This is a genomic window from Stenotrophomonas sp. SBJS02 (genome assembly GCF_020428325.2).
In the GTDB taxonomy this organism is placed as follows: Bacteria; Pseudomonadota; Gammaproteobacteria; order Xanthomonadales; family Xanthomonadaceae; genus Stenotrophomonas; species Stenotrophomonas africana.
In genome coordinates this window covers 963,368-986,249 of the sequence record NZ_CP109812.1, presented here as the reverse complement: position 1 = coordinate 986,249, position 22,882 = coordinate 963,368, and the positions used below count along the sequence as shown (strand labels likewise).

Genomic DNA, 22,882 nt, shown 5'->3' with positions numbered 1-22,882 from the left:
GGATCCACTCTTTGGCCGGGATTACGCGCGCTGCGCGTAATCCTGGTAGGACTTTTCTTCCACGTACGCCGAACCCAGCGCCAGGTTGATCGCCTTCTTGATGCGCGCGCGTTCGTCGTTGCGCAGGTAGACGCTGCGCGCCAGGTCGATGAAACCCTGGTCGAACGCCTGCGCCTTCTCCTTCAGCCGGATGTCGTCCTCGATGTCCCACAGCTGCTCGTTGACCGCCTTCAGCTCGGCACGCAGCTTGGCGACGTCTTTCACCGCCGCCGGGTGCGCCATCCAGGTCTGCTCCAGCGCCGACAGCTCCTTGCGCACATTGGCCAGCTTGCCCTCGTCGCTGATGCGCTCGGACTTGATCTGCAGGATCGAGATCTTGTCCAGCAGCTCGCCGAATGAAACGGGGACGAGGATTTCAGCGGTCATGGGAAAAAGCTCCAGCAGGTGATGCAGGCAGTTTAACCCGCAGCTCGCGATGAAATGGGTACATCCACGCCATGCGTGGATGGTCCAGCTCGGCAGGAACAGCATCCACGCATGACGTGGATCTACGGATGCATCTGGAGGAACAAGCCCCTCTGTTGAGGGGCTGCCCCGACAGGGGCGGGGAGAGGCCGGCAAAGGGAGGGGCCCGAACGTTGCACGGCAACGTTTGGGGCGACGCGCAAAGCGCGCCGCGTCCCGCGCCAGATAAAGAAAAAGGGCCGCCTTTCGGCAGCCCTTTTTCTTTATCTGGCGGAGAGGGGGGGATTCGAACCCCCGAGGCGCTATAAACGCCTGCCTGATTTCGAGTCAGGTACATTCAACCACTCTGCCACCTCTCCGGGTGGTCCCCGGCGGACCGGGGACGCGCATCATACGAGGAAGTGAGGCCGACGACAAGTCATTCCGGCCAACGAAGTGAAAATTTCCTGAGCGCATGCCTTGCCGGATGCGTGCAGCCACCCGATGATGCCTGTCTCCCCAGCAACACCCCGCCCCAGCCCCCATGATCGAATTCGGACACCTCACCCACCCCGGCATGCGCCGCGAGCTCAACGAGGACACCTACTACGGTGACAGCGAGCTGGCCCTGTGGCTGGTGGCCGATGGCATGGGCGGGCACGCCTGCGGCGAAGTGGCCAGCGCGCTGGCGCGCGAAACCATCGTGCGCGAAATCCGCCGCGGCGCGCCGCTGGCGCAGGCCATCCGCACCGCGGACGAAGAGATCATCCGCGCCTCGCGCCGTCGCAACGACACACTGCCGATGGGCACCACCGTGGTCGCTGCGCGCGTGCAGGGCAACCGCTATGAAGTGGCGTGGGTCGGCGACAGCCGCGCCTACCTTTGGCGCGACGGCCAACTGGCCCAGCTCAGCCAGGACCACAGCGTGGTGCAGGAACTGGTCGCGCAGGGCAACCTGACCGCCGAACAGGCGCGCGCGCATCCGCATCGCAACGTGGTCACCCAGGCACTGGGCGTGACCGATCCGGCGCATCTGAACGTGGCCACCACCAGTGGTGAGCTGCGCCCCGGCATGCAGCTGCTGCTATGCAGTGACGGCCTCACCGAGGAAGTGGACGACCGCGGCATCGCCCGCACCCTCGCCTTCGAGGATGCCAGCGCACAGGAATGCGTGGACACGCTGGTCGCGGCCGCGCTCGACGGCGGCGGGCGCGACAACATCAGCGTGATCCTGGTGCGCTGCCATTAACCGGTAGATCCACGCCATGCGTGGATACGGCACTGCCGGCCCGCGGCGCGCACCACCCCATCCCGGGCATTACGCGCTGGCGGGTTCTTCCACCTTCGGGCCATCCCACAGCGCGTGGCCAGCCTTCTTGCGCAGCCGCTCCAGTCGCGCGGCATGCGCTTCCAGTTCCGACGGCGTGGCCACCACGCGTGGGCGCGGCAGCAGCTTGCTGGTATCGAAGGCATGCAGCGCCGCACCGGCGCCACCGCCATCGTCATCGCCCAGGCCGAAACCGATTTCCTCCTGGCCCGAGGTCAGCGCGATATAGACATCGCCCAGGATCTGCGCATCGAGCAGACCGCCATGCAGTGCACGGTGCGAGTTGTCCACGCCCAGCCGCTTGCACAGCGCATCCAGCGAATTGCGCTGGCCCGGGAAGCGCTCGCGCGCCATCACCAGGGTATCAATCACGGTGCAGCGGTCGGTGATCTTCCCGTACTGCGGCCCGAGCAGCGACAGCTCGTTGTCGAGGAAGCCGAGGTCGAACGCCGCGTTGTGGATGATCAGCTCCGCGCCATCGATGAAGGCCAGGAACTCGTCGGCGATCTGCGCGAAGTCCGGCTTGTCATCGAGGAATTCCAGGGTCAGGCCGGTGACTTCCTGCGCGCCCTGTTCGAACTCACAGTCGGGCTTGATGTACTGGTGATAGTTGTTGCCGGTCGGGCGGCGCTTGAACAGCTCCACGCAGCCGATTTCGACGATGCGGTTGCCCTTCTTCCACTCCAGGCCGGTGGTTTCGGTATCGAGGATGATCTGACGCATGGGCTCAGTTTACCGGGCTGGCGTCGCGGATCTGGATCGCCGCGTTGCGGGCCAGGGTGTCCACCCGCTCATTGTCCGGATCGCCGGAGTGGCCTTTCACCCACCGCCAGTCGATCTGATGCCGCAGCGTGGCCGCCTGCAGGCGCTCCCACAGCTCACGGTTCTTCACCGGATCGCCGCCGGCGGTCTTCCAGTTCTTGCGGATCCAGCCCGGCATCCACTGGGTCAGGCCCTGCCGCACGTACTGCGAATCGGTATAGAGCACGATGTTGCACGGCTCGGTCAGCGACTCCAGCCCGGAAATGGCCGCCATCAGCTCCATCCGGTTGTTGGTGGTGTGGGCCTCGCCACCGCTCAGTTCGCGCTCGTGGCCCTTGTAGCGCAGCAGCGCAGCCCAGCCGCCGGGGCCGGGATTGCCAAGGCAGGAACCGTCGGTGTGGATTTCGATGGTTTTCAATACAACTCCAGAATCAGGTAGCTACGGTGCCGTGCCAGCGCACCGGCAGCGGTTTCGGCCCAGGCAGGGCCAGCGTGCGTTTTTCCGCATGGAACAGGCAGGCCGCGCGCAGCGGCGCCCAGCCTGCGGGCCGGCGACTGCCCTCGCCGCGCCAGAGCGGGCCCAGGTAACGCATATCGTCGCACTCCAGCCCATGACGGCTGAGCAGCAGGCGGATCCGCTGCGGCGTGCGCACCACCAGCCCATGCTGGCGCCAGCGCGTGCGATACGGGCTGAACGGATTGAGGCTGCTCAGCCACAGATGGCCGCCCGGCATCAGAACGCGTTCGCACTCGTCGAGGAGCCGGTCAGCATCGGTCGCGGTGACATGCTGCAGCACGATCGCATTGACGCTTTCATTGGCCAGCGGCAACGGCAGCGCACAACGGGTGTCGCCGGCATAGCCCTGCCCCTGCCGGAACAGGCGCAGACCGCGCCCGCCCAGCTGTGCATCGTCCAGCCAGGCCGCACTTGGTGCGATCCACAGCCAGGGCTGCGCCGGCAGCACCGACAGCTGCGGCAGCAGCAATTGCCGCTCCAGCACGCGCAAGGCCTCCGCCGGTTCAGTGTCGAACCACGGGGTCTGGCTCGCTTGACGGGTGCTCTGCAGCGCGGGCATGGTCCAATTCTATGCGACTGACCGCCCTGCCCGCATTTGCGGATAACTACATCTGGACGCTGATCGACAACGATGGCGCCGCCGTGGTCGTTGACCCCGGTGACGCCGCGCCGGTGCTCGCGCTGGCCGATCAGGGCCTGCACGTGGACACGATCCTGCTTACCCATCACCACGACGACCACATCGGTGGCGTGCCGGCATTGCAGGCACGTTTCCCCGGCGTGCGGGTTGTCGCGCCGGTCGAAGAACGCATTCCCAACGCAACCGAGCGGGTCGGCGAAGGTGAACGCGTTCAGGCACTGGGCCAGACGTTCCACGTACTATCCGTGCCCGGGCATACCCGCAGCCACATCGCGTTTCACACTGCTGAACATCTTTTCAGCGGAGATTCGTTGTTCAGCCTGGGCTGTGGACGCCTGTTCGAAGGTACGCCGTCCCAGCTGCTGGCATCGATGCGCAAGCTGGGCGCCCTGCCCGCGCAACTGCTGCTTTGTTGCGCTCATGAGTACACCGTGTCAAATGCCGTCTTCGCGCGGCATGTCGACCCCGCCAACGCTGCCTTGTGGCAGCGCCAAGAGGAGGCTTTGGCCATGCGCCGCGATGACCGTTCCACCCTGCCGGTAACCCTGGCCAACGAATTCGACTGCAATCCCTTCCTGCGTGTGCACGCGGCGCCTATCCGTGCGTCGGTGTCGGCACACCTGGGCCGTGACGTCGTGGACGACGTCGACGTGATGGCCGGTCTCCGGCACTGGAAAGACGGCTTCCGCGCATGATGCGCCGAAGTCTGCCGCTGGCCCTGGGCCTTGTCCTGGGGTTGGCCGGAACCGCGGGCGCGCAGTCGCTGGGCGCTGGCATCAGCCAGAACCTGACCGCCGCTGCGGCCCTGCCGCTGGACGCTTCAGCGCTGCCCGCCGCTTCGGTGCGCAACGGCCAGGAGATCTTCACCAGCTTCCGCGACGGCCTGGCCGAGCCCAGCTGCGATGCCGAGGCCACCAGCCCGCGCTGGCAGAAGCAGTTCGCCCACGCCCCCTCGCGCCTGGCCAACCAGGATGACGATGCGCTGGTGCTGTTCGGCTATGTAGTCGAAGAGCTGCGCAAGGCCAACCTGCCCACCGAATTCGCGCTCATTCCCTTCGTGGAAAGCGGCTATCGGCCCAATGCCCGCAACGGCAGCGGCCCGACCGGCCTGTGGCAGTTCATCGCCACCACCGCACGCAACCATCGCGTGCCGATGGCCAACGGCTACGACGGCCGCCTGTCGGCGGTTGATTCGACCCAGGCCGCGGTGCGCTACCTGAAGACCCTGCACGGCATGTTCGGCGGCGACTGGCGCCTGGCCACCATGGCCTACAACGCCGGCGAGTACCGGGTGCTGCAGTCCATGCGCAAGGCCGGCATGAACGCGCAGAACGCCAAGCCTTCGGCATTGCCGGGCCTGTCGCCGGTCACCCATGCCTACGTCGAGAAGCTGCACGCCCTGGCCTGCGTGCTGGAAGACGTGGAAGACCAGCCGGGCGTGATGGCCTCGCTGGACCGCACCGTGCCGGTGCTGAAGGACCACACCCTGCCCGCGGGCACCAGCGTCCAGCAGTGGGCCGCACAGCGCGCCCTGGACCCGGCGAAGATCGCCCGCCTGAACCCCGCGCTGGCCTCGGGTGGCCGCGCCTCCGGCACCACCCGCGTGCTGGCCCCTGTCTCGGCTGCCAATGCGACGGTGGCGGACACTGCATCTGCCCTGGTCGCCAGCGCTGCGCCAGTCGCCACCGCGTCACCGACGCCACAGGTGGCCAAGACCGTCGCCGCGATCGCCGACCGTCCGCGCAGCCGCCGCCACACCGTGCGTGATGGCGAATCGGCCTGGACCATTGCCCGCCGCTACGGCATGCCGGTAAAGGCGCTGCTATCGCTGAACGGTCTGAGTGGCAGCAGCGTGCTGAAGCCGGGCGCGGTACTGCGCGTCGAAGACTGACGCGCAGGCCAGGCGCCTCCCGTGTAGAGCCGAGCCCATGCTCGGCTTTTTCATGTCTGTGCCTGGCAGATGCAGTCGAGCACGGCTCGACTCTACAAAAGGCGGTCGAGCAAGCTCGACCACTACCAAAGCTCAAGCGCGCCACAAACGAGGCGAAGGCACAAAAAAGGCCCGGCATTGCCGGGCCTTTTCGTACCTGCAGCCGGTGGGCTTACAGGTTCGCTTCGGTGGTCTGGACCACGAACTTCTTGCGCATCGCGTCGATGTAGGCCTTGGCCGCAGCCATGCCGTCGATCTGGCTCAGCTGGTCCTTCAGCTGCTTCTGCTGCTCGGCGGTCACTTCCTTGATGTCGCCCGGGTTGACCTTGTTCACGGCAAACAGCAGCGCGTGACCGTTGACGTCGACCTTGCCGTAGCTCGGCTTGCCCTCGGCCGGGACCGGTGCGCTGAAGATCGCGCGGTTGATTTCCGGGGTCGGCACCGGCTGGCTGCGCGGCAGGCCCGGCATCGGGCTCACCTGCAGCTTCTCGCTGGCGGCCAGAGACTGCAGGGTGGCACCCGCCTTCAGCTTGGCCAGCACGGCGTCGGCGGCCTTGTCGCTGGCCTGACGCTGGCGGTCGGCGCGGATCGCGGCGATCACCTGCTCACGCGCCTTGTCCAGCGGCATCGCCTGCTCCGGGGTATGCGCCGCCACGCGGATGACCACGCTGTGGTTGGTGGCACCGCCCAGGGCGATCGGGTCGCTGGCGGTACCGTCCTGCACCAGCACTTCAGAGAAGGCCGCACGCAGCACGGCCGGGTCAGTGGCAATACCGCTGGCGGTGGCACGGGTGATCGGACCCAGCGTCTGCAGCGGCAGGTTCACTTCCTTGGCGGCAGCGGCCAGGTCGCTCGGGCTCTTGTTGATGGCATCGACCAGACGACCGGCCAACTCGTTGAAGCCACGCTCGCCGTCGGCCTTCAGCTGCTCTGCGGCCAGCGTGTCACGCACTTCCTCGAACGACTTGCCTTCGCCACCACGCACCGCGGCGACCTTGATGATGTGGTAGCCGAAGTCGGTCTTCACCGGACCGATCACGTCACCCGCCTTGGCGGCGAACAGAGCGTCCTCGAACGGCTTGACCATCGCGCCACGCTCGACCCAGCCCAGATCACCGCCCTGGTTCTTCGAACCCGGGTCTTCCGAGTTGGCCTTGGCCAGCGCCGCGAAGTCGGCACCCGCCGCCTTGGCTTCGGCAGCGATCTTGTTCGCCTTGGCTTCAGCGCCGTCACCGGTGATCAGGATATGGGCAGCCTGGCGCTGTTCCGGCGAGGTGAACTTCGCCTTCTCGTCTTCATAGCGCTTGCGCAGGGTCGCTTCGTCAGCCGCGATCGGTGCCGGCAGATTGGCGCCGTTGATCTCGACGTATTCCAGCGACACGCTCTCGGCCTGACGGAAATCCTTGCCGTGGCTGTCGTACCACTGCTTGATCTGCGCGTCGGTGACCGGCGCGGTATCGGCCGGCACTTCCGGCAGCGCGGCCAGTTCGACGTCACGGGTTTCGCCCAGCAGCTTCAGCAGACGCTCGGTCTCGGACTGGGTGACAAAGCCGGAGTTCTGCAGGCCCGACGGGATCACCGACTGCTGCAGGCTCTCGCGCACCAGCTCCTGGAACTGGGTCGGGGTGCGCGGCGGATTGCCACCGGCCAGGGCCAGGCGGTAGTTGTTCTCGTTGAACTTGCCATTCGAATCGAGGAAGGCGGGGATGGTGGCGATGTACTCACGCACCGCGCCATCGCCGACCACAACACCGGCCTGCTCGCCGACCAGGCGCACGACCTGTTCGTCGATCAGCTGGTCGAGCACGGCCAGCTTGTTTTCAGTGCTTTCGAACGCGCGCGGGTCGAAGTTCTCACCCTGCTGCTGGCGCTCACGCATGCGCTCCTGCTCGAAACGGGTGCGGAAATCCTGCGCGCTGATCTCGTGGTGCTGCCACAGCATGCGCACCGGCCACCACGACGGCGCCGAACGCCACCAGGTCGGCGGCGCGGAAACCTTGGCCACGTTCTGTGCGCCAACGCCACCGAGGTAGCTGTTGTCGATCACGAACAGGAACGGAATCATCAGCAGCCCCAGGATCACGGTGACGATCCAGCCTGAGGTCTTGTCGCGGAGTTTCTGCAGCATGGTGAGAATCACAAGGCCTGATTGGCGAGCCCGGCAGTGTAACCCGCTTCGCCGCAGGGACCAAAAGCAGCACCGGCGCGGCCTGCGCCGATCTTCGCGGACCTGCGCCATCAGCACATCGGCAGGCCTGCGGCACGGCACAAAGAAAAAGCCCCCGGCTTGCGCCGAGGGCTTTTAAAGTTGGCGGAGCGGACGGGACTCGAACCCGCGACCTCCGGCGTGACAGGCCAGCATTCTAACCAGCTGAACTACCGCTCCGCGCTTGAACTTTGCAGGCGCCCAGTATATCCGAAGACTCTCTGGAAACCCAGCCCGATGAACACTTTTTTCAAAGTTTTTTCACAGGGACTTAAGAATTCTGCAATGGCGGAGCGGACGGGACTCGAACCCGCGACCTCCGGCGTGACAGGCCAGCATTCTAACCAGCTGAACTACCGCTCCGTTCTTGCAAAAACCCTTTCGCCTTCTTCCCGAACCCGTCGGTGAGAAGACAAGGCCCCCAGCTTTCGGCCGGGGGCCTCGATGTAATGGCGGAGCGGACGGGACTCGAACCCGCGACCTCCGGCGTGACAGGCCAGCATTCTAACCAGCTGAACTACCGCTCCGCATTGTTGCTTTTTTTTGTCTTCCAGCCGGCTTGGACCGGGAAGAAAACAAAGCCTCCAGCTTTTGGCCGGAGGCCTCGTTGAATGGCGGAGCGGACGGGACTCGAACCCGCGACCTCCGGCGTGACAGGCCAGCATTCTAACCAGCTGAACTACCGCTCCACACTCAAACTTTTACCGCGGTGCTGTGGTGGGTGCTGAGGGTTTCGAACCCCCGACCCTCTCCGTGTAAAGGAGACGCTCTACCGCTGAGCTAAGCACCCCAGCGAGCCGCTTAGTTTACAGCATCCTTCAGGGCCTTACCAGCCTTGAACGACGGATTCTTCGAAGCAGCGATCTTGATGGTGTCGCCGGTCTTCGGGTTGCGGCCGGTGCGTGCAGCACGGTCGCGGACCTGGAAGGTACCGAAGCCAACCAGGGTGACCGCATCGCCGTCCTTCAGCGCCTTGGTGACGGCAGCAACGACGGCATCGACGGCGCGGCTGGACTCGGCCTTGGTCAGGTCTGCAGCTTCAGCAACGGCATCGATCAATTCGGTCTTGTTCATTCTCTACAACTCCTTTGGCGGTGGGTTCCGCTTATTCGACAGGGAAGCAACCGCATGCCTTCTGCATGCGGCCGCCATGTGGAAACGGTTCGCCGATTCAGTCATCGCTGACAGCGATCACTCATTCGCGAGTGCTGCTTTTATACCAGCGGCCCTACCCCCACGCAAGGTGAAAAGCCAGCAACGACGCGGGTTTCGGGCCATTGGACAGCGCGCGTCAATGCTTGACGCGCGCGCTTCCACTCGGTTTTGCCTTGCTGCGCACCGTGACGCGCTGCGCACTCTTGCGCGCCTTCTTCGGTGCCAGCGGACGCTCCAGCGCCAGGTCGAGGACTTCTTCGATGTACTTCACCGGCACGATCTTCAGATCGCGGGTGACATTTGCCGGAATGTCGGCGAGATCCTTGCGGTTCTCTTCCGGGATGATGACCGTGCGGATGCCGCCGCGCAGTGCGGCCAGCAGCTTCTCCTTCAAGCCACCGATGGCGGTGACACGACCGCGCAGGGTGATTTCGCCGGTCATGGCCACATCGGCACGCACCGGCACCTTGGTCAGCATCGACACCAGCGAAGTGACCATCGCCGCGCCGGCACTCGGGCCATCCTTCGGGGTGGCACCATCGGGCACGTGCAGGTGCACGTCGTGCTTCTGCAGGAAGTCGCTGTCGATGCCGAAGCCCACCGCGCGCGAACGCACCACCGACAGCGCCGCCGATGCCGATTCCTTCATCACGTTGCCGAGCTGGCCGGTCAGGATCAGCTGGCCCTTGCCCGGCACCAGCGTCGATTCGATCTGCAACAGGTCGCCACCGACTTCGGTCCAGGCCAGGCCGGTGACCAGACCGATCTCGTTCTCTTCCTCGGCGCGGCCGAAGTCGAAACGACGCACGCCCAGGTACTTGTCCAGGTTCTTGCTGGACACGCTCACCAGCGCCTTCTTCTTCGCACCCTTCTTCGCCTTCGCCGCCGGCTGCGGGCCGGCCAGCGCGATCTCCTTCACCACCTTGCGGCAGATCTTGGCGATCTCGCGTTCCAGGTTGCGCACGCCCGATTCGCGCGTGTAGTAGCGCACGATGTCCTGGATCGCATCACTGCCGATCTCCAGTTCTTCCGGCTGCAGGCCGTTGGCCTTGATCTGCTTCGGCACCAGGTAACGGGTGGCGATGTTGAGCTTCTCATCCTCGGTGTAGCCGGGGATGCGGATCACTTCCATGCGGTCCAGCAGCGGGCCCGGAATGTTGAGCGAGTTCGAGGTGGCCACGAACATCACTTCGGACAGGTCCAGGTCCACTTCCAGGTAGTGGTCGTTGAACGCGTTGTTCTGCTCCGGATCGAGCACTTCCAGCAGCGCCGAAGACGGATCGCCACGGAAGTCCATCGACATCTTGTCGATCTCGTCCAGCACGAACAGCGGGTTCTTGCTGCCGACCTTGTTGAGGTTCTGCACGATGCGGCCCGGCATCGAACCGACATAGGTACGGCGGTGGCCACGGATCTCGGCCTCGTCGCGCACGCCGCCCAGCGACATGCGCACGAACTTGCGGTTGGTGGCCTTGGCGATGGACTGGCCCAGCGAGGTCTTGCCCACGCCCGGCGGTCCGACCAGGCAGAGGATCGGGCCCTTCATCTGCTTCACGCGCGACTGCACCGCCAGGTATTCAAGGATGCGTTCCTTGACCTTCTCCAGGCCGTAGTGATCGGCATCGAGGGTGTCCTGCGCGACCTTCAGGTCCTTGCGCACCTTGCTGCGCTTCTTCCACGGCACGCCCAGCAACCACTCCAGGTAGTTGCGCACGACCGCCGCTTCGGCCGACATCGGCGACATCTGCTTGAGCTTGTTCAGTTCGTTGCGCGCCTTGGCTTCAACGGCCTTCGGCATGCCGGCTTCGGCGATCTTGCGGGCCAGCTCTTCCAGCTCGCCCGGCGCGTCGTCCAGGTCACCCAGTTCCTTCTGGATGGCCTTCATCTGTTCGTTGAGGTAGTACTCGCGCTGGCTCTTCTCCATCTGCGACTTCACGCGGCCGCGGATGCGCTTCTCCATCTGCTGCACGTCGATCTCGCCATCGACCAGGCCGACCAGCATCTCCAGGCGGTCGCCCACGGCCAGCGTTTCCAGCAGGCGCTGCTTGTCAGCCAGGCGCACGCTGATGTGCGCGGCGATGGTGTCGGCCAGGCGCGCCGGCTCATCGATGCCCGACAGCGTCTGCAGCAGCTCCGGCGGCAGCTTGCGGTTGGTCTTCACGTACTGCTCGAACAGCGACATCAGCGAGCGGGCGATCGCCTCGACCTCACGTGCTTCGCGCTCGTCGGTGGCGTCGATCTCCACGGCCTGGCCGTGCAGCGAGCCGTTACGCTCGTCGACGTGGGTGACCTGCACGCGCGACAGGCCTTCGACCAGCACCTTGATGGTGCCGTCGGGCAGCTTCAGCAGCTGCAGCACCTGCGCCAGTGTACCGACCTGGTAGAGGTCGGCCGCATGCGGGTCATCGGTCTCGGCCGACTTCTGCGCCAGCAGCAGGATGCGCTTGTCCGATTCCATTGCCTGTTCGAGCGCGTGCATGGACTTGTCACGGCCGACGAACAGCGGGATGACCATGTGCGGGAACACCACTACGTCGCGCAGCGGCAGGACCGGCAGGTCGAGGGTTTCACTTGGGGAACGGGCCATGGGGGCTCCAGGGAAGGGGAAAACCGCCTCCGGGAGGGCATCTTCCGGAGACAAAAAAAAGCCGATGGCCCCGTTATGGGGCCATCGGCTTTCAGATGCAAGGCATTCCTTGAAAATCCTTTCCAATCAACAACCTGGAAGGATCACTCGGCGCCTGCGGCCTTCTGTTCAGGAGCCGCCGGGGTCTGGTAGATCAGGTACGGCTCGGACTTGTGCTCGATCACCGACTCGTCCACCACCACCTTGCTGACGTTTTCCTGCGAGGGCAGGTCGTACATGGTGTCCAGCAGGACCGATTCGACGATGGTGCGCAGGCCGCGGGCACCGGTCTTGCGCTTGAGCGCCTTGCGGGCAATGGCCGACAACGCGTCCGGGCGGAACTCCAGCTCGACGTTCTCCATCTCGAACAGCTTCTTGAACTGCTTGGTGATGGCGTTCTTCGGCTCGGTCAGGATCCTGATCAGGGCCGGCTCGTCCAGCTCCTCCAGGGTCGCCACCACCGGCAGGCGGCCGACGAACTCGGGGATCAGGCCGAACTTGATCAGGTCTTCCGGCTCGACTTCAGCCAGCACCTTGCCCACTTCCTGCTTGCGCTCGCTGCTCTTCACCTTGGCGCCGAAGCCGATGCTGCCGACGTCGGTGGAACGGGCCTGGATCACCTTGTCCAGCCCGGCGAACGCGCCGCCGCAGATGAACAGGATGTTCTTGGTGTCCACCTGCAGGAATTCCTGCTGCGGGTGCTTGCGGCCGCCCTGCGGCGGAACGCTGGCCACGGTGCCTTCGATCAGCTTCAGCAGGGCCTGCTGCACGCCTTCGCCGGACACATCGCGGGTGATCGACGGGTTCTCGCTCTTGCGCGAGATCTTGTCGATTTCATCGATGTAGACGATGCCCTGCTGCGCCTTCTCGACGTCGTAGTCGCACTTCTGCAGCAGCTTCTGGATGATGTTCTCCACGTCCTCGCCCACGTAACCGGCTTCGGTCAGCGTGGTGGCGTCGGCCATGGTGAACGGCACGTTGAGCAGGCGGGCCAGGGTCTCGGCCAGCAGCGTCTTGCCCGAACCGGTCGGGCCGACCAGCAGGATGTTCGACTTCGCCAGTTCGACGTCGTCGTTCTTCTGCCGGCTCTCGATGCGCTTGTAGTGGTTGTACACGGCCACGGCCAGGGTGCGCTTGGCGCGGTTCTGGCCGATCACGTACTGGTCGAGGACTTCGAGGATCTCGCGCGGCTTCGGCAGCGAACTGCGCGCCGACTGCGCCTTTTCCTCAAGTTCCTCACGGATGATGTCGTTGCACAGCTCCACGCATTCATCACAGATGAACACGCTCGGACCCGCAATCAGCTTGCGCACTTCATGCTGGCTCTTGCCGCAGAAAGAGCAGTAGAGGATCTTGCCGGTGTCCGTGGAACGACCTTGGCGGTCTTCGCTCATGCTTCGCTTACCCAGTTACCCCACCCGCTGAACGGGGGTTCGATTCGAGAATAGCACAGGGCCGAGGGGACACCAGTCCCGCCCGACCCTGCAGGAACGGGGCCTCCATGGCCCCGTGAAGGCCGATCAACCGGCCTGGATCGACTCATCCGGACGACGCTCCAGGACCTGGTCGACCAGACCGTAGGCCTGCGCCTCGAAGGCGCTCTTGAAGTTGTCGCGCTCGGTATCGCGCGCGATGGTCTCCAGCGACTGGCCGGTGTGCTTGGCCAGCACCTCGTTCAGGCGCGAACGCAGGGTCAGGATCTCACGTGCGTGGATGTCGATATCGGTGGCCTGGCCCTGGTAGCCGCCCAACGGCTGGTGGATCATCACGCGCGAGTTCGGCAGCGCATAGCGCTTGCCGGCTTCGCCCGCGGCCAGCAGCAGGGCGCCCATCGAGGCGGCCTGGCCGATGCAGGTGGTGCTCACATTCGGCTTGATGTACTGCATGGTGTCGTAGATCGCCATGCCGGCGGTAACCACGCCACCCGGCGAGTTGATGTAGATGTTGATGTCCTTTTCCGGGTTTTCCGATTCCAGGAACAGCAACTGCGCCACCACCACGTTGGCCATGTGATCGTCGATCGGGCCCACGAGGAAGATCAGGCGCTCCTTCAACAGGCGCGAATAGATGTCGTAGGCACGCTCGCCGCGGCTGGTCTGCTCGACCACCATCGGAACCAGGTTCAGGGCTTTGGTTCGGTTGTCCATTACGTGAGGTACCTATCTTGGGGGGCTACAACCCCGCGCCGGCAAAGGCGCGGGGCATCCGGTGATCCGCCCGGGCTTACTGGCGGATCGCGTCCTGGAACGACAGCTTCTCTTCGGTGTGCTGGGCACGCTCGGCGATCCAGTCGATCACCTGCTCTTCCATCACACGGTTCTGCAGACCAGACATCAGCTGGGGGTCGTTGCGGTACATCTCAATGACCTGTTCCGGCTCTTCGTAGGTGGAAGCGATCAGGCGCATCGTTTCGTTCAGGCGCTTGGCTTCCAGGCGCAGGTCGTTGATGCGGGCCACTTCACCGACCAGCAGGCCGACCAGCACGCGCTTGGCGGCGGCGTCCTTGAAGCCTTCGTGGGCATCGGCCGGGATCTCACCGACATTCTGGCCGTTGCGGCGGATCTGCTCGACCTGCTGGGCCAGCATGGCGCGGGCTTCGTTCTCGACCAGGCGCGGCGGCATTTCCACCGAGGAGTAAGCAGCGATCAGCTGCTCGCCCACTTCGCGGCGCAGGCGGTTCATCAGGGCGCCCTTCAGCTCGCGCTCCAGGTTGGCGCGGATGTCGCTGCGGAACTGCTCCACATCGCCACCCTTCACGCCGAAGCTCTTGATGAAGGCTTCGTCGACCGCCGGCACGACCGGCTCGGACACTTCGGCAACCTTGACGGTGACCTGCACCGTCTTGCCGGCCAGCACCGGCACGCGCCAGTCAGCCGGGAACTCGACGTCCAGGGTCTTCTCTTCGCCCTTGGCCAGGCCGACCAAACCCTTTTCGATGGTTTCGAACATCATGCCCTGGCCGAGCACGATCGAACCCTTCTCGGTGCCCTCGGCCGGCAGGCGCTCTTCGCCGGCCTGCGACCAGGTTTCCACCGCGACCAGGTCACCGTCCTGTGCGCCGCGGCTGACCGGGGCCCAGGTACGACGCTGGTTCTGCAGGTTCTCGATCATCTGGTCGATGTCGGCGTCGGTGATTTCGGCGCTGTGGCGCACGACGGTCAGCTTGCTGACGTCGATATCGCCGAAGTCCGGCACCACTTCCACGGTGGCCACGAAGGAGAACTCACCCTCGTCGCCCTTGTCGATGCGCGGGCTGCCCACGATGCGCAGGTCGTGCTCGCGCACGGCGGCATCGAAGGTTTCGCGCAGCAGGCCGTCCAGCGCCTCACCACGGACCTGCGCGCCGAAGCGCTGCTCGATCACCTTGGCCGGCACCTTGCCCGGACGGAAACCCTTGATGCGGGTAGTGCGGGCGATTTCGCCCAGGCGGCCGACGATGTGGCTCTGCAGACGCTCTTCCGGCAGCGAGAAGCTCAGGCGGCGTTCCAGGTTGCCGGTGGATTCGATCGAAGCTTGCATGTTGACTCCTGCCACCGGCGGCCCACGCCCCCGGCTCGATGATTGGGATGAAACGGTTGTAAGGACACGACGTCTGGGACGCGCCTGCTTGCCGCAGCCCTTTAGTTTCGCCCAATTCGGCCTGCACTGCCAGCGCGTGCCGGTCAAGGGGGCGCAGATGGCCCGATCAGGGCGGGGACAGGCCGGCACTGGTGCGAAAGGGGGGACTCGAACCCCCACGCCTTGCGGCACTGGAACCTAAATCCAGGGCGTCTACCAATTCCGCCACTTTCGCGTGGCCGGCTCAGGCGTTCATTGTCGCAGGCGCCGGCTGGAATCGGAAGGCCTGCACAAAACTGAACATGACAGGCGGGCACATCGTCCGCGCCAAAGGCCATCCCGAAGGTCGTGCGACCGTTCGGGACGGCAACGACTCAGTGTTTCGCTTCGGCAGGGGGTGCAGGTGCGTCAGCGCCCTGCCCGGCCGCCACATCCGCCTTGCGGATGTCCACGCCACCATCGTCGGTGCTACGCAGCTCCACAGCCTCGGGAGCGGCCCCACCCTCCACCGGCGACGCCGGCTGCGCGACTCCGGCGATCGGGCGCGCCGGAACGGCATCGACGCCCGCATCGCGCTCGACGGTCTTCGCCGGATCACTGCCAGGCGCGCAGGCCGTCAGCGCCACCAACGCGGAAAGAACCCACACCGTCCGGCACAGTCGATTGATATCGGCCATCAACTTCTTCCTTCGTGCATGCGCCATCGGCGCGGAAGGTCCATTGGGTGCGATACAGGACGCGACACGGTGAGAAGCAGCGCACAGCATTGAAAACACTGATGACGCGTATGCCCCTGATTTCAGCATCGCTTCAGTAGATCCGCGCAATGCGCCGCTTCAGTAGATCCACGCCATGCGTGGTTGAAGCGCAACCCGGCAAACAAGCAAGAAAAAAGCCACTTGGCGAACCAAGGGGAAGCTGCTGCGCATTCGCGCCGCAGCCCCACGCTTTGCATGGCAAAGCGAGGGCCCCACTTCACCGGCCCCCACATCCCCGCGGCTTCGCCGCGCCCCCTTGACTCAAGGGGGCTCCACTCCAGCCAACACCGCTGGTATCTGCAGACGCCACCCAGAGATCAGGCAAGAAAAAAGCCACCTGGCTGACCAAGTGGCTTTCGTCTGGTGGGCTGTCAAGGATTCGAACCTTGGACCTATTGATTAAGAGTCAACTGCTCTACCAACTGAGCTAACAGCCCGAAATCGGGGCGCGAATTATGACCCGATCCGCTCGGAGGGTGCAAGCACTTTTTTCAACGTCGTTGAAACCAGTACCGCGATCCCGCTGCCACTGCAGACCCACGCCAGGCGGGATTTCTGCAGTCGGTGATCCAATGAAACCAAAGGGTCACACTTATAAGAAAAAAGCCACCTGGCGTACCAGGTGGCTTCTGTCTTGGTGGGCCGTCAAGGATTCGAACCTTGGACCTATTGATTAAGAGTCAACTGCTCTACCAACTGAGCTAACGGCCCGTAAAACTCAGACGCACATTATAGCGTGCTTTCTGTTTATTGCAATACCGTTTCGGCTGCGCCGATGCGGTTGAATCAGTGGGGTGGCTGAGGGGATTCGAACCCCCGACCACCGGAATCACAATCCGGTACTCTAACCAACTGAGCTACAGCCACCACTGAAACTTTCGCTCCACCGCCAAGACCACCGGCACTGGAACTTCAAACCTTTGCCTGGGGGGGACTGTCACCGAAGTTCCGGTCCGCCGAAGCGAGTCCGATATTCTGGTGGAGTCTTTACCCTTTTGCAAGCACTTCTTCACATCCGCCGATGCGATCCCGGTGCTCGCCGATGGCGCGCCCGACAGGAATCGAACCTGTAACCGCCGGCTTAGAAGGCCGGTGCTCTATCCAGTTGAGCTACGGGCGCCCGAACCGGAACGGCGTCCAATCCGACGTGATGTGGGATTGGTCGGGGTAGAGGGATTCGAACCCCCGACATCCTGCTCCCAAAGCAGGCGCGCTACCAGACTGCGCTATACCCCGGTCTTGCAATCCCCTCGGGCCAGGCCCGGGGAGCTGGTCATTGTGGCCAAGCGCATCATGAACTGTCAACGCGGGCGACTCGCACCCAGCGCCTGACACGGCACCACGCGCAACCATCGGCTATGCTCCCGGTCATCGGCCGGATGGCCGTCCAGCCCCTTATTCGCACGGAGAACACGCATGCGCAGCGGCAACCCGGCTCTTTCCGAGTCGACCTTCCTCGACCTCGCCAGCGGCTCGGTGGTGACCAGCCCCGACCAGGCAATGACCCTCAACGGCACCGTCAACAAGACCGGCTTCCTGCTGCTGTTGACCGTGCTGACGGCCGCGTTCGCCTGGAACCAGACCATCGACGACTACGGCCAGGTCATGGCCGGGGCCAAGCTGTATGCCATGGGCGGCGCCATCGGCGGCCTGGTGCTGGCGCTGATCACCGTCTTCAAGAAGGAATGGTCGCCGGTCACTGCGCCGATGTACGCGCTGGTGGAAGGCCTGTTCCTCGGCGCCATCTCGGCCGTGTTCAACGCCAAGTTCCCGGGCATCGTGTTCCAGGCCGTGCTGCTGACCTTCGGCACCCTGTTCGCGCTGCTGTTCGCGTACCGCAGTGGCCTGATCAAGGCCACCGAGAACTTCAAGCTGGGCGTGGTCGCGGCCACCGGCGGCATCGCCCTGCTCTACCTGGCGTCGTTCGTGCTGGGCTTCTTCAACATCAACGTGCCGGTGATCCATGACTCCAGCTGGCTGGGCATCGCCTTCAGCCTGTTCGTGGTGGTCGTGGCCGCGCTGAATCTGGTGCTGGACTTCGACTTCATCGAGACCGGTGTCGCCCAGCGAGCACCGAAGTACATGGAGTGGTATGGCGCATTCGGCCTGATGGTGACCCTGGTCTGGCTGTACGTGGAGTTCCTGCGCCTGCTGTCAAAGATCCAGCAGCGCTGAGTCGCAACATGCCATAGACGACAAAGGGCGCCTCTCGTGGCGCCCTTTTTCGTTCCTCCCTCAGCGCGCCAGCAGCACCGGCAGCGACGACGCCAGCAACGCGATGCCTGACACGGTCAGCAGGCCCAGCACGACCTGCCGGAAGCGTGCCTCGCTGATGCCGATGTAGACCCGCGCACCCAGCAGGGTCGGCACCAGCATGGCCGGTGCCACGATGGCGAAGTACGGCAACATCTGCCGGCTCACCAGGCCGCTGCCGACATAGGTGGCCATGGTCACCGCCAGCATCGCCAGGTTGAAGTTCTGGATGACCGCGCGCTGCTCGTCCTTGCCGAAGCCGCGCAGCGTGCTCCACAACGTCGGCACCGGCCCGGCGAAGCCACCGATGCCACTGAGCACGCCACCGGCCATACCGGCAATGGCGTCACCCACGCGCCCTCCGATGGTGATCGGCGGCAACGAGCGTGCCATCAGCATCACCGGGCACCACAGCGCCAGGAAGCCGCCCAGCAGCGCCTTGAACCAGTCCATGTCCAGCTGCGGCAACACCATCACGCCCAGCGGAATGCCGGCCAGCCCGCCCAGCACGAACGGCAGCAGCAGGCGCAGGTTGAATCCGCGGCGCACGGTGACCACCGCGACCAGCTGCCCGACCAGCGCACCAAACACCGACAACGTCGCCGCCAGCCGTGGCTCCAGTCCCCACGCCCAGAACGACATCGCCACCATGCCAAAGGCGAAGCCGGACAGGCCCTGCACGAATCCGGCGACGATCGCGCCCAGCGCGACCAGCAGATACACCGACTCCATCACCACCTCGGTTGCTGTCGCGCGACTACCCTGCCGCGCCCACCTGCGCAGCGTAGTGCGCCGCGAGGTGCTCGACCAGCGCACGCACCTTCGGCGCCAGCGCCCGCGCATGCGGATACAGCGCAAAGTAACGCCGCTGTCCTGCGTGCCAGGCGGGCAGCACACGGATCAGGCGGCCGGCGCGCAGGTCCTCCTGCACGGTCAGCGCAGTGAACAGGCTGATGCCCATCCCGGCCAGCGCGGCGGCGTACAGCGCCGGCGTGGCGTCCACGCGCAGGCGCTGCCCCGCCTCTATGCTTGCGGTGGCACCGCGCGGCCCTTGCAGCTGCCAGGGTGACATCGCCGCGGTAGGACTGAACCCCAGCAGCGTGTGCTGCGCGAGGTCCGACGCCTGCCGGGGCAGACCGTGCTGTGCCAGATACGCCGGTGCAGCGACCAGGATGCGCGGGCAGCTGGCCAGCTCGCGTGCGACCAGCTGGCTGTCCGGCAACGAGGCCGCGATGCGCAGGGCCAGGTCGAAGCCACCACCGACGACATCGACCAGTTGATCATCGGCCGACAGGTCAAGCGCGACCTGCGGGTAGCGCTGCAGGAACGACGGCAGCCAATGCGGCAGCTCCTGGCTGGCCACGACCTGCGGCACGCTGATACGTACGAGGCCACTGGGCTGCGCCTGCCCGGCACGCACGCGATCATCTGCTTCCTGCAGGCGATCCAGCAGCGCTGCCGCCTCGCGGTAGTAATCGCGACCGGCTTCGGTCAGTGACAGCCGGCGGCTGTTGCGATCGAGCAGCCGCACCTGCAGATGCTCTTCCAGCTGCCGCAGCTGCCGTGACATCGCCGAGTGGGTGGTACCCAGGCGCTCGGCAGCCGCAGTGAAGCTGCCTGCGTCGACGATGGCGCGCAGCGCACGCAGGGCGGCGAAGTGATCCATCGGCAAGTGGCTCCACGTGGCGGGGCCCACGGCATGCGGGCCCCATCAGCTTATCAAGCGCCGTCGCTGGCCTTGCGCACCGGCAGCGCCAGGATCGCGTCGGTGCTCATGACATCACCGAAGGCGTCTTCGATCTGCGCCAGCGAGGCGTCATGCAGCGCGCGATGATCGATGCGCTGGCCACCGGCGAGGTCCAGGTCGCGGCTGGCGCTGGCATCGGACGATACGATCACCCGGTAGCCGCGCGGAGTCGCCGCCGCGTCGCGCGCAGCACCGGCCACACAGGCATGGGTCTGCAGGCCGGTGACGATCAGCGTGTCGATACCCGCATCCTTCAGCACGGTGTCGAGCACCGCGGCCGAGTTGCCAGCGAACACGCTGACGTTGTCCTTCTGCACCACGGTCTCACCCTTGCGCGGCTGCAGGTCGCGATGGAAGGCGGCATTGACGCTGCCCTGCGCGAACAACGGTGCGCCGGCCGGCAACACGTGCTGCACATGGATCACGCGGATGCCGTGGGCATCGGCGAACTCGACCACCCGCTTGGCCTGGCGCAGTGCGGCCACGCCATCGGGAATGACCATGCGGCCACCGGCAAAGCCCGGTGCGGCCTTGGCATCGAAGTACTCGTTCTGGAAGTCGATCACCAGCACGGCGGTCTTCGCCGCATCCAGCGAGGCCGCGACCGGCGCGCCCGCCAGGTGGCGGATGGTGGGATGGGCCGGCTCGACAGCAGCGACCGACGCAGTGGTGGCCATGCCGATCAGGCCGGCCAGGCCGAAGGTGGTGAGATTCATGATGTGCTCCTGTGCGGTGGAAAGTGGCCACAGGATGCGGAGCAGTTGGCGCACGAACCAGCCATGTAGCAGCACATGATCTGTGCGAATCCTGCACAGACCACCCCTGTAGAGTCGAGCCATGCTCGACTGCTATTGCTTTTCGTCCGGGGCCATGAATGCGCAGTCGAGCATGGCTCGACGCTACTGGGTCAGCTTTGCTCCATTGAGCCGTACGATCATCGCGTACTCGCGCCCGAGCACGACTTCGGCGGTATTGATACCGGCGCGCACGGCATGCTGCAGGCCGGCCGGATACTTCACCGGAACGCCAGCCAAGGTCTGGACATGGCGGGCAGGCGCATTGACGCTCCTGATAACGAATTCCGCGCAGGCCCCTTCCAGCAGGAGAACCGGCGCCCCTGCCGGAAACTCGATCAACTGCAGTACGCGCTCCTCGGACCGCCGCATGCTGCGAACGGGTACCCCCTCCCTGCGCAGGCGGCGCAGCGCGCGCTGCGAACGGGACCATGGCCAGTAGAAGACGAAGTAGATGGCTACGCCCAGAACGTAAACGGCAGCAGCCACCAGGATCCACACAGCCGTCTCAGGCATCCATAAAACTCTCTCGGTGAAAAACGCGCAGCCCAAAACGCAGACGGACCGTACAAGGACGGCCCGTCTTCAACGCTTGCAGGCCCGGACTGGACATCGCCTGAGACGATCTCCAGCCGGAACGCCGGCCGCTTACAGGCGGCTGGCGATGGCCTGGGCAAAGCTCATGGTGGTGCCGGTACCGCCCAGGTCGCCGGTCAGCGAATCCTTGGCTTCCATGGTCGCCACGATGGCCTTGCGCAGGCGCTCGGCGTTTTCCGGCTGGCCGACATGGTCCAGCATCTGCGCGGCGGCCAGCAGCAGCGCGCACGGATTGGCCTTGCCCTGGCCGGCGATGTCCGGCGCGGTGCCGTGCACGGCTTCGAAGATCGCCGCGTCCTTGCCGATGTTGGCACCCGGGGCCAAGCCCAGGCCGCCGACGAGGCCGGCGCACAGGTCGGAGATGATGTCGCCGAAGAGGTTGGTGGTGACGATCACGTCGAACTGTTCCGGACGCATCACCAGCTGCATGCAGCAGTTGTCGACGATCATTTCCTGGAACTCGATGTCCGGGTACTGCGCGGCCACTTCACGGGCGACGTTCAGGAACAGGCCCGACGTCGACTTGATGATGTTGGCCTTGTGCACGGCAGTGACCTTCTTGCGGCCGGTGCTCTTGGCCAGCTCGAAGGCGTAGCGCACGATGCGCTCGGAGCCCTTGCGGGTGATGCGGGTGCCGGAGAAGGCGGTCTCGCCGTCGGCCGACACTTCCTGGCCCTCGGCCAGGTACGCACCTTCGGTGTTCTCACGAACGGTGATCAGGTCGACGTTGTCGAAACGCGACTTGGTGTTCGGGAAGGTGTGGGCCGGACGCACGTTGGCGTACAGGTCGAAGTGGCGGCGCAGGCTGACGTTGATCGAGGTGAAGCCACCACCAACCGGAGTGGTCAGCGGGCTCTTCAGCGCAACCTTGTTGCGCGCGATCGATTCCAGGGTCACCGCCGGCATCAGGTCGCCGTGCTTTTCCAGGGCCACCAGGCCGGCGTCGGCGTCTTCGTACTCCAGGCCAGTCTTGAGCTGGTCGAGCACGAACAGGGTGGCGTCCATGATTTCCGGGCCAATGCCGTCGCCGCGGATGACCGTAATTTTCTGCGTCATTGATCGATGTTCCGAACAGGGGGAAAAACGCCGTCCGGACGTGCCCGGAAACGCCGGCGCAAAGGAAGTTTCACCGGCAATTATGCCTTAGCCGGGGGCGGCTGCCCAAGTAGACGATGGTCCCGGCCCCGGCCAAGACATAATTGCCCGCGCATTTCTCCTCTACCCCCGCCTGTCGGCGCGCCCCTTCAACAAGAAGGGGCTCCTGGGCTGTTGGATCACGGGGAAGGCCCCCGCAGGTCGGGTAATGCCAGGAAGGCAAGCAAGGGCCCGCTTCCCGGCTCAGGCAGAATTGCCCGCGCATCCCACCTTATCCCCGCGCCTGTCGGCGCGCCCCCTTGAGCAAACCGCTCTGCGGTTTTGCCCGCGCATACCGCCTTAACCCTGCGCCTGTCGGCGCGCCCCCTTGAACAACAAGGGGGCTCCTGGACTGTTGGATTGCGGGGAAGTCCCCCTTGCAGGTCCGGTAGTGCCGGCCGCTGGCCGGCAACCCGGCCATGCCGGGTTCAGGC

General features: G+C 65.1%; 20 protein-coding genes and 12 tRNA genes. 4 read left to right on the top strand and 28 right to left on the bottom strand.

The genetic code is table 11. The annotated features are described in order from the left end of the window. Positions 1-21: 21 nt before the first annotated feature. Together FQS62_RS04560 and FQS62_RS04555 are read right to left on the bottom strand one after the other, a co-directional pair. Positions 22-426, bottom strand: coding sequence for a DUF6165 family protein (locus FQS62_RS04560; protein WP_088481008.1), 405 nt, complete (start codon positions 424-426; stop codon positions 22-24). A 307-nt stretch (positions 427-733) separates the two neighbouring features. After that, positions 734-824 (bottom strand) — tRNA-Ser (locus tag FQS62_RS04555). Positions 825-988: 164 nt separating this feature from the next. Here FQS62_RS04555 and FQS62_RS04550 point away from each other — a divergent pair. Further along, complete coding sequence (locus tag FQS62_RS04550; RefSeq protein ID WP_005408277.1) at positions 989-1,693, top strand: PP2C family protein-serine/threonine phosphatase; 705 nt, start codon at positions 989-991, stop codon at positions 1,691-1,693. A gap of 69 nt (positions 1,694-1,762) precedes the next feature. On the opposite strand, the gene dnaQ is transcribed toward FQS62_RS04550, so the two are convergent. From dnaQ to FQS62_RS04535, 3 genes are read right to left on the bottom strand one after another with little or no spacing between them, the layout of a single operon-like run. After that, entirely contained in the window at positions 1,763-2,494 is a 732-nt protein-coding gene (gene dnaQ, locus FQS62_RS04545) for a DNA polymerase III subunit epsilon (protein WP_049444039.1), read from the bottom strand. A gap of 4 nt (positions 2,495-2,498) precedes the next feature. Further along, entirely contained in the window at positions 2,499-2,951 is a 453-nt protein-coding gene (gene rnhA, locus FQS62_RS04540) for a ribonuclease HI (RefSeq protein ID WP_032129326.1), read from the bottom strand. 13 nt (positions 2,952-2,964) lie between these two features. After that, positions 2,965-3,609 (bottom strand): methyltransferase domain-containing protein, encoded by a 645-nt coding sequence (locus FQS62_RS04535; protein WP_057499977.1) that lies wholly within the window; start codon positions 3,607-3,609, stop codon positions 2,965-2,967. 11 nt (positions 3,610-3,620) lie between these two features. On the opposite strand from FQS62_RS04535, the gene gloB reads away from it, so the two are divergent. Continuing rightward, positions 3,621-4,385, top strand: coding sequence for a hydroxyacylglutathione hydrolase (gene gloB, locus FQS62_RS04530; protein ID WP_164157886.1), 765 nt, complete (start codon positions 3,621-3,623; stop codon positions 4,383-4,385). Beyond that, positions 4,382-5,581 carry a lytic transglycosylase domain-containing protein gene (locus FQS62_RS04525; protein ID WP_049444033.1) on the top strand — a complete coding sequence of 400 codons (1,200 nt, stop codon included), beginning with the start codon at positions 4,382-4,384 and terminating at the stop codon, positions 5,579-5,581. The genes gloB and FQS62_RS04525 overlap by 4 nt, the downstream gene beginning before the upstream one ends. Before the next feature lie 211 nt (positions 5,582-5,792). Here FQS62_RS04525 and FQS62_RS04520 read toward each other — a convergent pair whose 3' ends face one another. The 18 genes from FQS62_RS04520 to FQS62_RS04435 form a co-directional block, all read right to left on the bottom strand. Further along, entirely contained in the window at positions 5,793-7,748 is a 1,956-nt protein-coding gene (locus tag FQS62_RS04520) for a peptidyl-prolyl cis-trans isomerase (protein ID WP_049444031.1), read from the bottom strand. A 181-nt stretch (positions 7,749-7,929) separates the two neighbouring features. Continuing rightward, a tRNA-Asp gene (locus FQS62_RS04515) sits at positions 7,930-8,006 on the bottom strand. 106 nt (positions 8,007-8,112) lie between these two features. Next, a tRNA-Asp gene (locus FQS62_RS04510) sits at positions 8,113-8,189 on the bottom strand. An 87-nt stretch (positions 8,190-8,276) separates the two neighbouring features. Further along, a tRNA-Asp gene (locus tag FQS62_RS04505) sits at positions 8,277-8,353 on the bottom strand. Positions 8,354-8,438: 85 nt separating this feature from the next. Further along, positions 8,439-8,515: transfer RNA gene (locus FQS62_RS04500), tRNA-Asp, on the bottom strand. A 26-nt stretch (positions 8,516-8,541) separates the two neighbouring features. Next, positions 8,542-8,616 (bottom strand) — tRNA-Val (locus FQS62_RS04495). A gap of 11 nt (positions 8,617-8,627) precedes the next feature. After that, on the bottom strand, positions 8,628-8,900 hold the full coding sequence (locus FQS62_RS04490) for a non-specific DNA-binding protein Hbs (RefSeq protein ID WP_004146343.1): 273 nt from the start codon (positions 8,898-8,900) through the stop codon (positions 8,628-8,630). Positions 8,901-9,117: 217 nt separating this feature from the next. Next, positions 9,118-11,568: an endopeptidase La gene (gene lon, locus FQS62_RS04485; protein ID WP_049448003.1), complete on the bottom strand. Its 2,451-nt coding sequence runs from the start codon at positions 11,566-11,568 to the stop codon at positions 9,118-9,120. Positions 11,569-11,711: 143 nt separating this feature from the next. Then, positions 11,712-13,001, bottom strand: a complete 1,290-nt coding sequence (gene clpX / locus FQS62_RS04480) for an ATP-dependent Clp protease ATP-binding subunit ClpX (protein ID WP_032129320.1) — start codon at positions 12,999-13,001, stop codon at positions 11,712-11,714. A gap of 126 nt (positions 13,002-13,127) precedes the next feature. After that, a complete protein-coding gene (gene clpP / locus FQS62_RS04475; RefSeq protein ID WP_004146318.1) occupies positions 13,128-13,754 on the bottom strand; it encodes an ATP-dependent Clp endopeptidase proteolytic subunit ClpP in 627 nt (208 codons plus the stop codon). A gap of 76 nt (positions 13,755-13,830) precedes the next feature. After that, entirely contained in the window at positions 13,831-15,126 is a 1,296-nt protein-coding gene (gene tig, locus FQS62_RS04470) for a trigger factor (protein WP_049448004.1), read from the bottom strand. 189 nt (positions 15,127-15,315) lie between these two features. Beyond that, positions 15,316-15,400: transfer RNA gene (locus FQS62_RS04465), tRNA-Leu, on the bottom strand. 139 nt (positions 15,401-15,539) lie between these two features. Further along, positions 15,540-15,842, bottom strand: coding sequence for a hypothetical protein (locus FQS62_RS04460; protein ID WP_049448005.1), 303 nt, complete (start codon positions 15,840-15,842; stop codon positions 15,540-15,542). Positions 15,843-16,284: 442 nt separating this feature from the next. Next, a tRNA-Lys gene (locus FQS62_RS04455) sits at positions 16,285-16,360 on the bottom strand. A gap of 198 nt (positions 16,361-16,558) precedes the next feature. Then, positions 16,559-16,634 (bottom strand) — tRNA-Lys (locus tag FQS62_RS04450). Between the two features lie 79 nt (positions 16,635-16,713). Further along, positions 16,714-16,790, bottom strand: a tRNA-His gene (locus FQS62_RS04445). A gap of 176 nt (positions 16,791-16,966) precedes the next feature. Continuing rightward, positions 16,967-17,043, bottom strand: a tRNA-Arg gene (locus FQS62_RS04440). A gap of 39 nt (positions 17,044-17,082) precedes the next feature. Beyond that, positions 17,083-17,159: transfer RNA gene (locus FQS62_RS04435), tRNA-Pro, on the bottom strand. A 180-nt stretch (positions 17,160-17,339) separates the two neighbouring features. On the opposite strand from FQS62_RS04435, the gene FQS62_RS04430 reads away from it, so the two are divergent. Next, entirely contained in the window at positions 17,340-18,098 is a 759-nt protein-coding gene (locus FQS62_RS04430; protein WP_208043350.1) for a Bax inhibitor-1/YccA family protein, read from the top strand. A gap of 60 nt (positions 18,099-18,158) precedes the next feature. Here FQS62_RS04430 and FQS62_RS04425 read toward each other — a convergent pair whose 3' ends face one another. The 5 genes from FQS62_RS04425 to FQS62_RS04405 all read right to left on the bottom strand — a co-directional run bounded on the left by FQS62_RS04425 (position 18,159) and on the right by FQS62_RS04405 (position 22,370). Continuing rightward, positions 18,159-18,908 carry a sulfite exporter TauE/SafE family protein gene (locus FQS62_RS04425; RefSeq protein WP_208043349.1) on the bottom strand — a complete coding sequence of 250 codons (750 nt, stop codon included), beginning with the start codon at positions 18,906-18,908 and terminating at the stop codon, positions 18,159-18,161. Between the two features lie 25 nt (positions 18,909-18,933). Continuing rightward, positions 18,934-19,842 carry a LysR family transcriptional regulator gene (locus FQS62_RS04420; RefSeq protein ID WP_154348583.1) on the bottom strand — a complete coding sequence of 303 codons (909 nt, stop codon included), beginning with the start codon at positions 19,840-19,842 and terminating at the stop codon, positions 18,934-18,936. A gap of 53 nt (positions 19,843-19,895) precedes the next feature. Continuing rightward, positions 19,896-20,639: a cysteine hydrolase family protein gene (locus tag FQS62_RS04415; RefSeq protein WP_049447203.1), complete on the bottom strand. Its 744-nt coding sequence runs from the start codon at positions 20,637-20,639 to the stop codon at positions 19,896-19,898. 183 nt (positions 20,640-20,822) lie between these two features. Further along, positions 20,823-21,233: a hypothetical protein gene (locus FQS62_RS04410; RefSeq protein ID WP_208043348.1), complete on the bottom strand. Its 411-nt coding sequence runs from the start codon at positions 21,231-21,233 to the stop codon at positions 20,823-20,825. A 132-nt stretch (positions 21,234-21,365) separates the two neighbouring features. Then, positions 21,366-22,370: an isocitrate dehydrogenase gene (locus FQS62_RS04405; protein WP_032129081.1), complete on the bottom strand. Its 1,005-nt coding sequence runs from the start codon at positions 22,368-22,370 to the stop codon at positions 21,366-21,368. Positions 22,371-22,882 lie beyond the last annotated feature (512 nt).

Coding starts and splice junctions, on each gene's coding strand:
- FQS62_RS04520 (WP_049444031.1), bottom strand. CDS start 7,748: ATGCTGCAGAAACTCCGCGACAAGACCTCAGGCTGGATCGTCACCGTG.
- dnaQ (WP_049444039.1), bottom strand. CDS start 2,494: ATGCGTCAGATCATCCTCGATACCGAAACCACCGGCCTGGAGTGGAAG.
- FQS62_RS04420 (WP_154348583.1), bottom strand. CDS start 19,842: ATGGATCACTTCGCCGCCCTGCGTGCGCTGCGCGCCATCGTCGACGCA.
- clpX (WP_032129320.1), bottom strand. CDS start 13,001: ATGAGCGAAGACCGCCAAGGTCGTTCCACGGACACCGGCAAGATCCTC.
- FQS62_RS04410 (WP_208043348.1), bottom strand. CDS start 21,233: ATGCCTGAGACGGCTGTGTGGATCCTGGTGGCTGCTGCCGTTTACGTT.
- clpP (WP_004146318.1), bottom strand. CDS start 13,754: ATGGACAACCGAACCAAAGCCCTGAACCTGGTTCCGATGGTGGTCGAG.
- FQS62_RS04535 (WP_057499977.1), bottom strand. CDS start 3,609: ATGCCCGCGCTGCAGAGCACCCGTCAAGCGAGCCAGACCCCGTGGTTC.
- gloB (WP_164157886.1), top strand. CDS start 3,621: ATGCGACTGACCGCCCTGCCCGCATTTGCGGATAACTACATCTGGACG.
- FQS62_RS04405 (WP_032129081.1), bottom strand. CDS start 22,370: ATGACGCAGAAAATTACGGTCATCCGCGGCGACGGCATTGGCCCGGAA.
- FQS62_RS04425 (WP_208043349.1), bottom strand. CDS start 18,908: ATGGAGTCGGTGTATCTGCTGGTCGCGCTGGGCGCGATCGTCGCCGGA.
- FQS62_RS04430 (WP_208043350.1), top strand. CDS start 17,340: ATGCGCAGCGGCAACCCGGCTCTTTCCGAGTCGACCTTCCTCGACCTC.
- FQS62_RS04550 (WP_005408277.1), top strand. CDS start 989: ATGATCGAATTCGGACACCTCACCCACCCCGGCATGCGCCGCGAGCTC.
- FQS62_RS04460 (WP_049448005.1), bottom strand. CDS start 15,842: ATGGCCGATATCAATCGACTGTGCCGGACGGTGTGGGTTCTTTCCGCG.
- lon (WP_049448003.1), bottom strand. CDS start 11,568: ATGGCCCGTTCCCCAAGTGAAACCCTCGACCTGCCGGTCCTGCCGCTG.
- FQS62_RS04525 (WP_049444033.1), top strand. CDS start 4,382: ATGATGCGCCGAAGTCTGCCGCTGGCCCTGGGCCTTGTCCTGGGGTTG.
- FQS62_RS04415 (WP_049447203.1), bottom strand. CDS start 20,639: ATGAATCTCACCACCTTCGGCCTGGCCGGCCTGATCGGCATGGCCACC.
- FQS62_RS04560 (WP_088481008.1), bottom strand. CDS start 426: ATGACCGCTGAAATCCTCGTCCCCGTTTCATTCGGCGAGCTGCTGGAC.
- tig (WP_049448004.1), bottom strand. CDS start 15,126: ATGCAAGCTTCGATCGAATCCACCGGCAACCTGGAACGCCGCCTGAGC.
- FQS62_RS04490 (WP_004146343.1), bottom strand. CDS start 8,900: ATGAACAAGACCGAATTGATCGATGCCGTTGCTGAAGCTGCAGACCTG.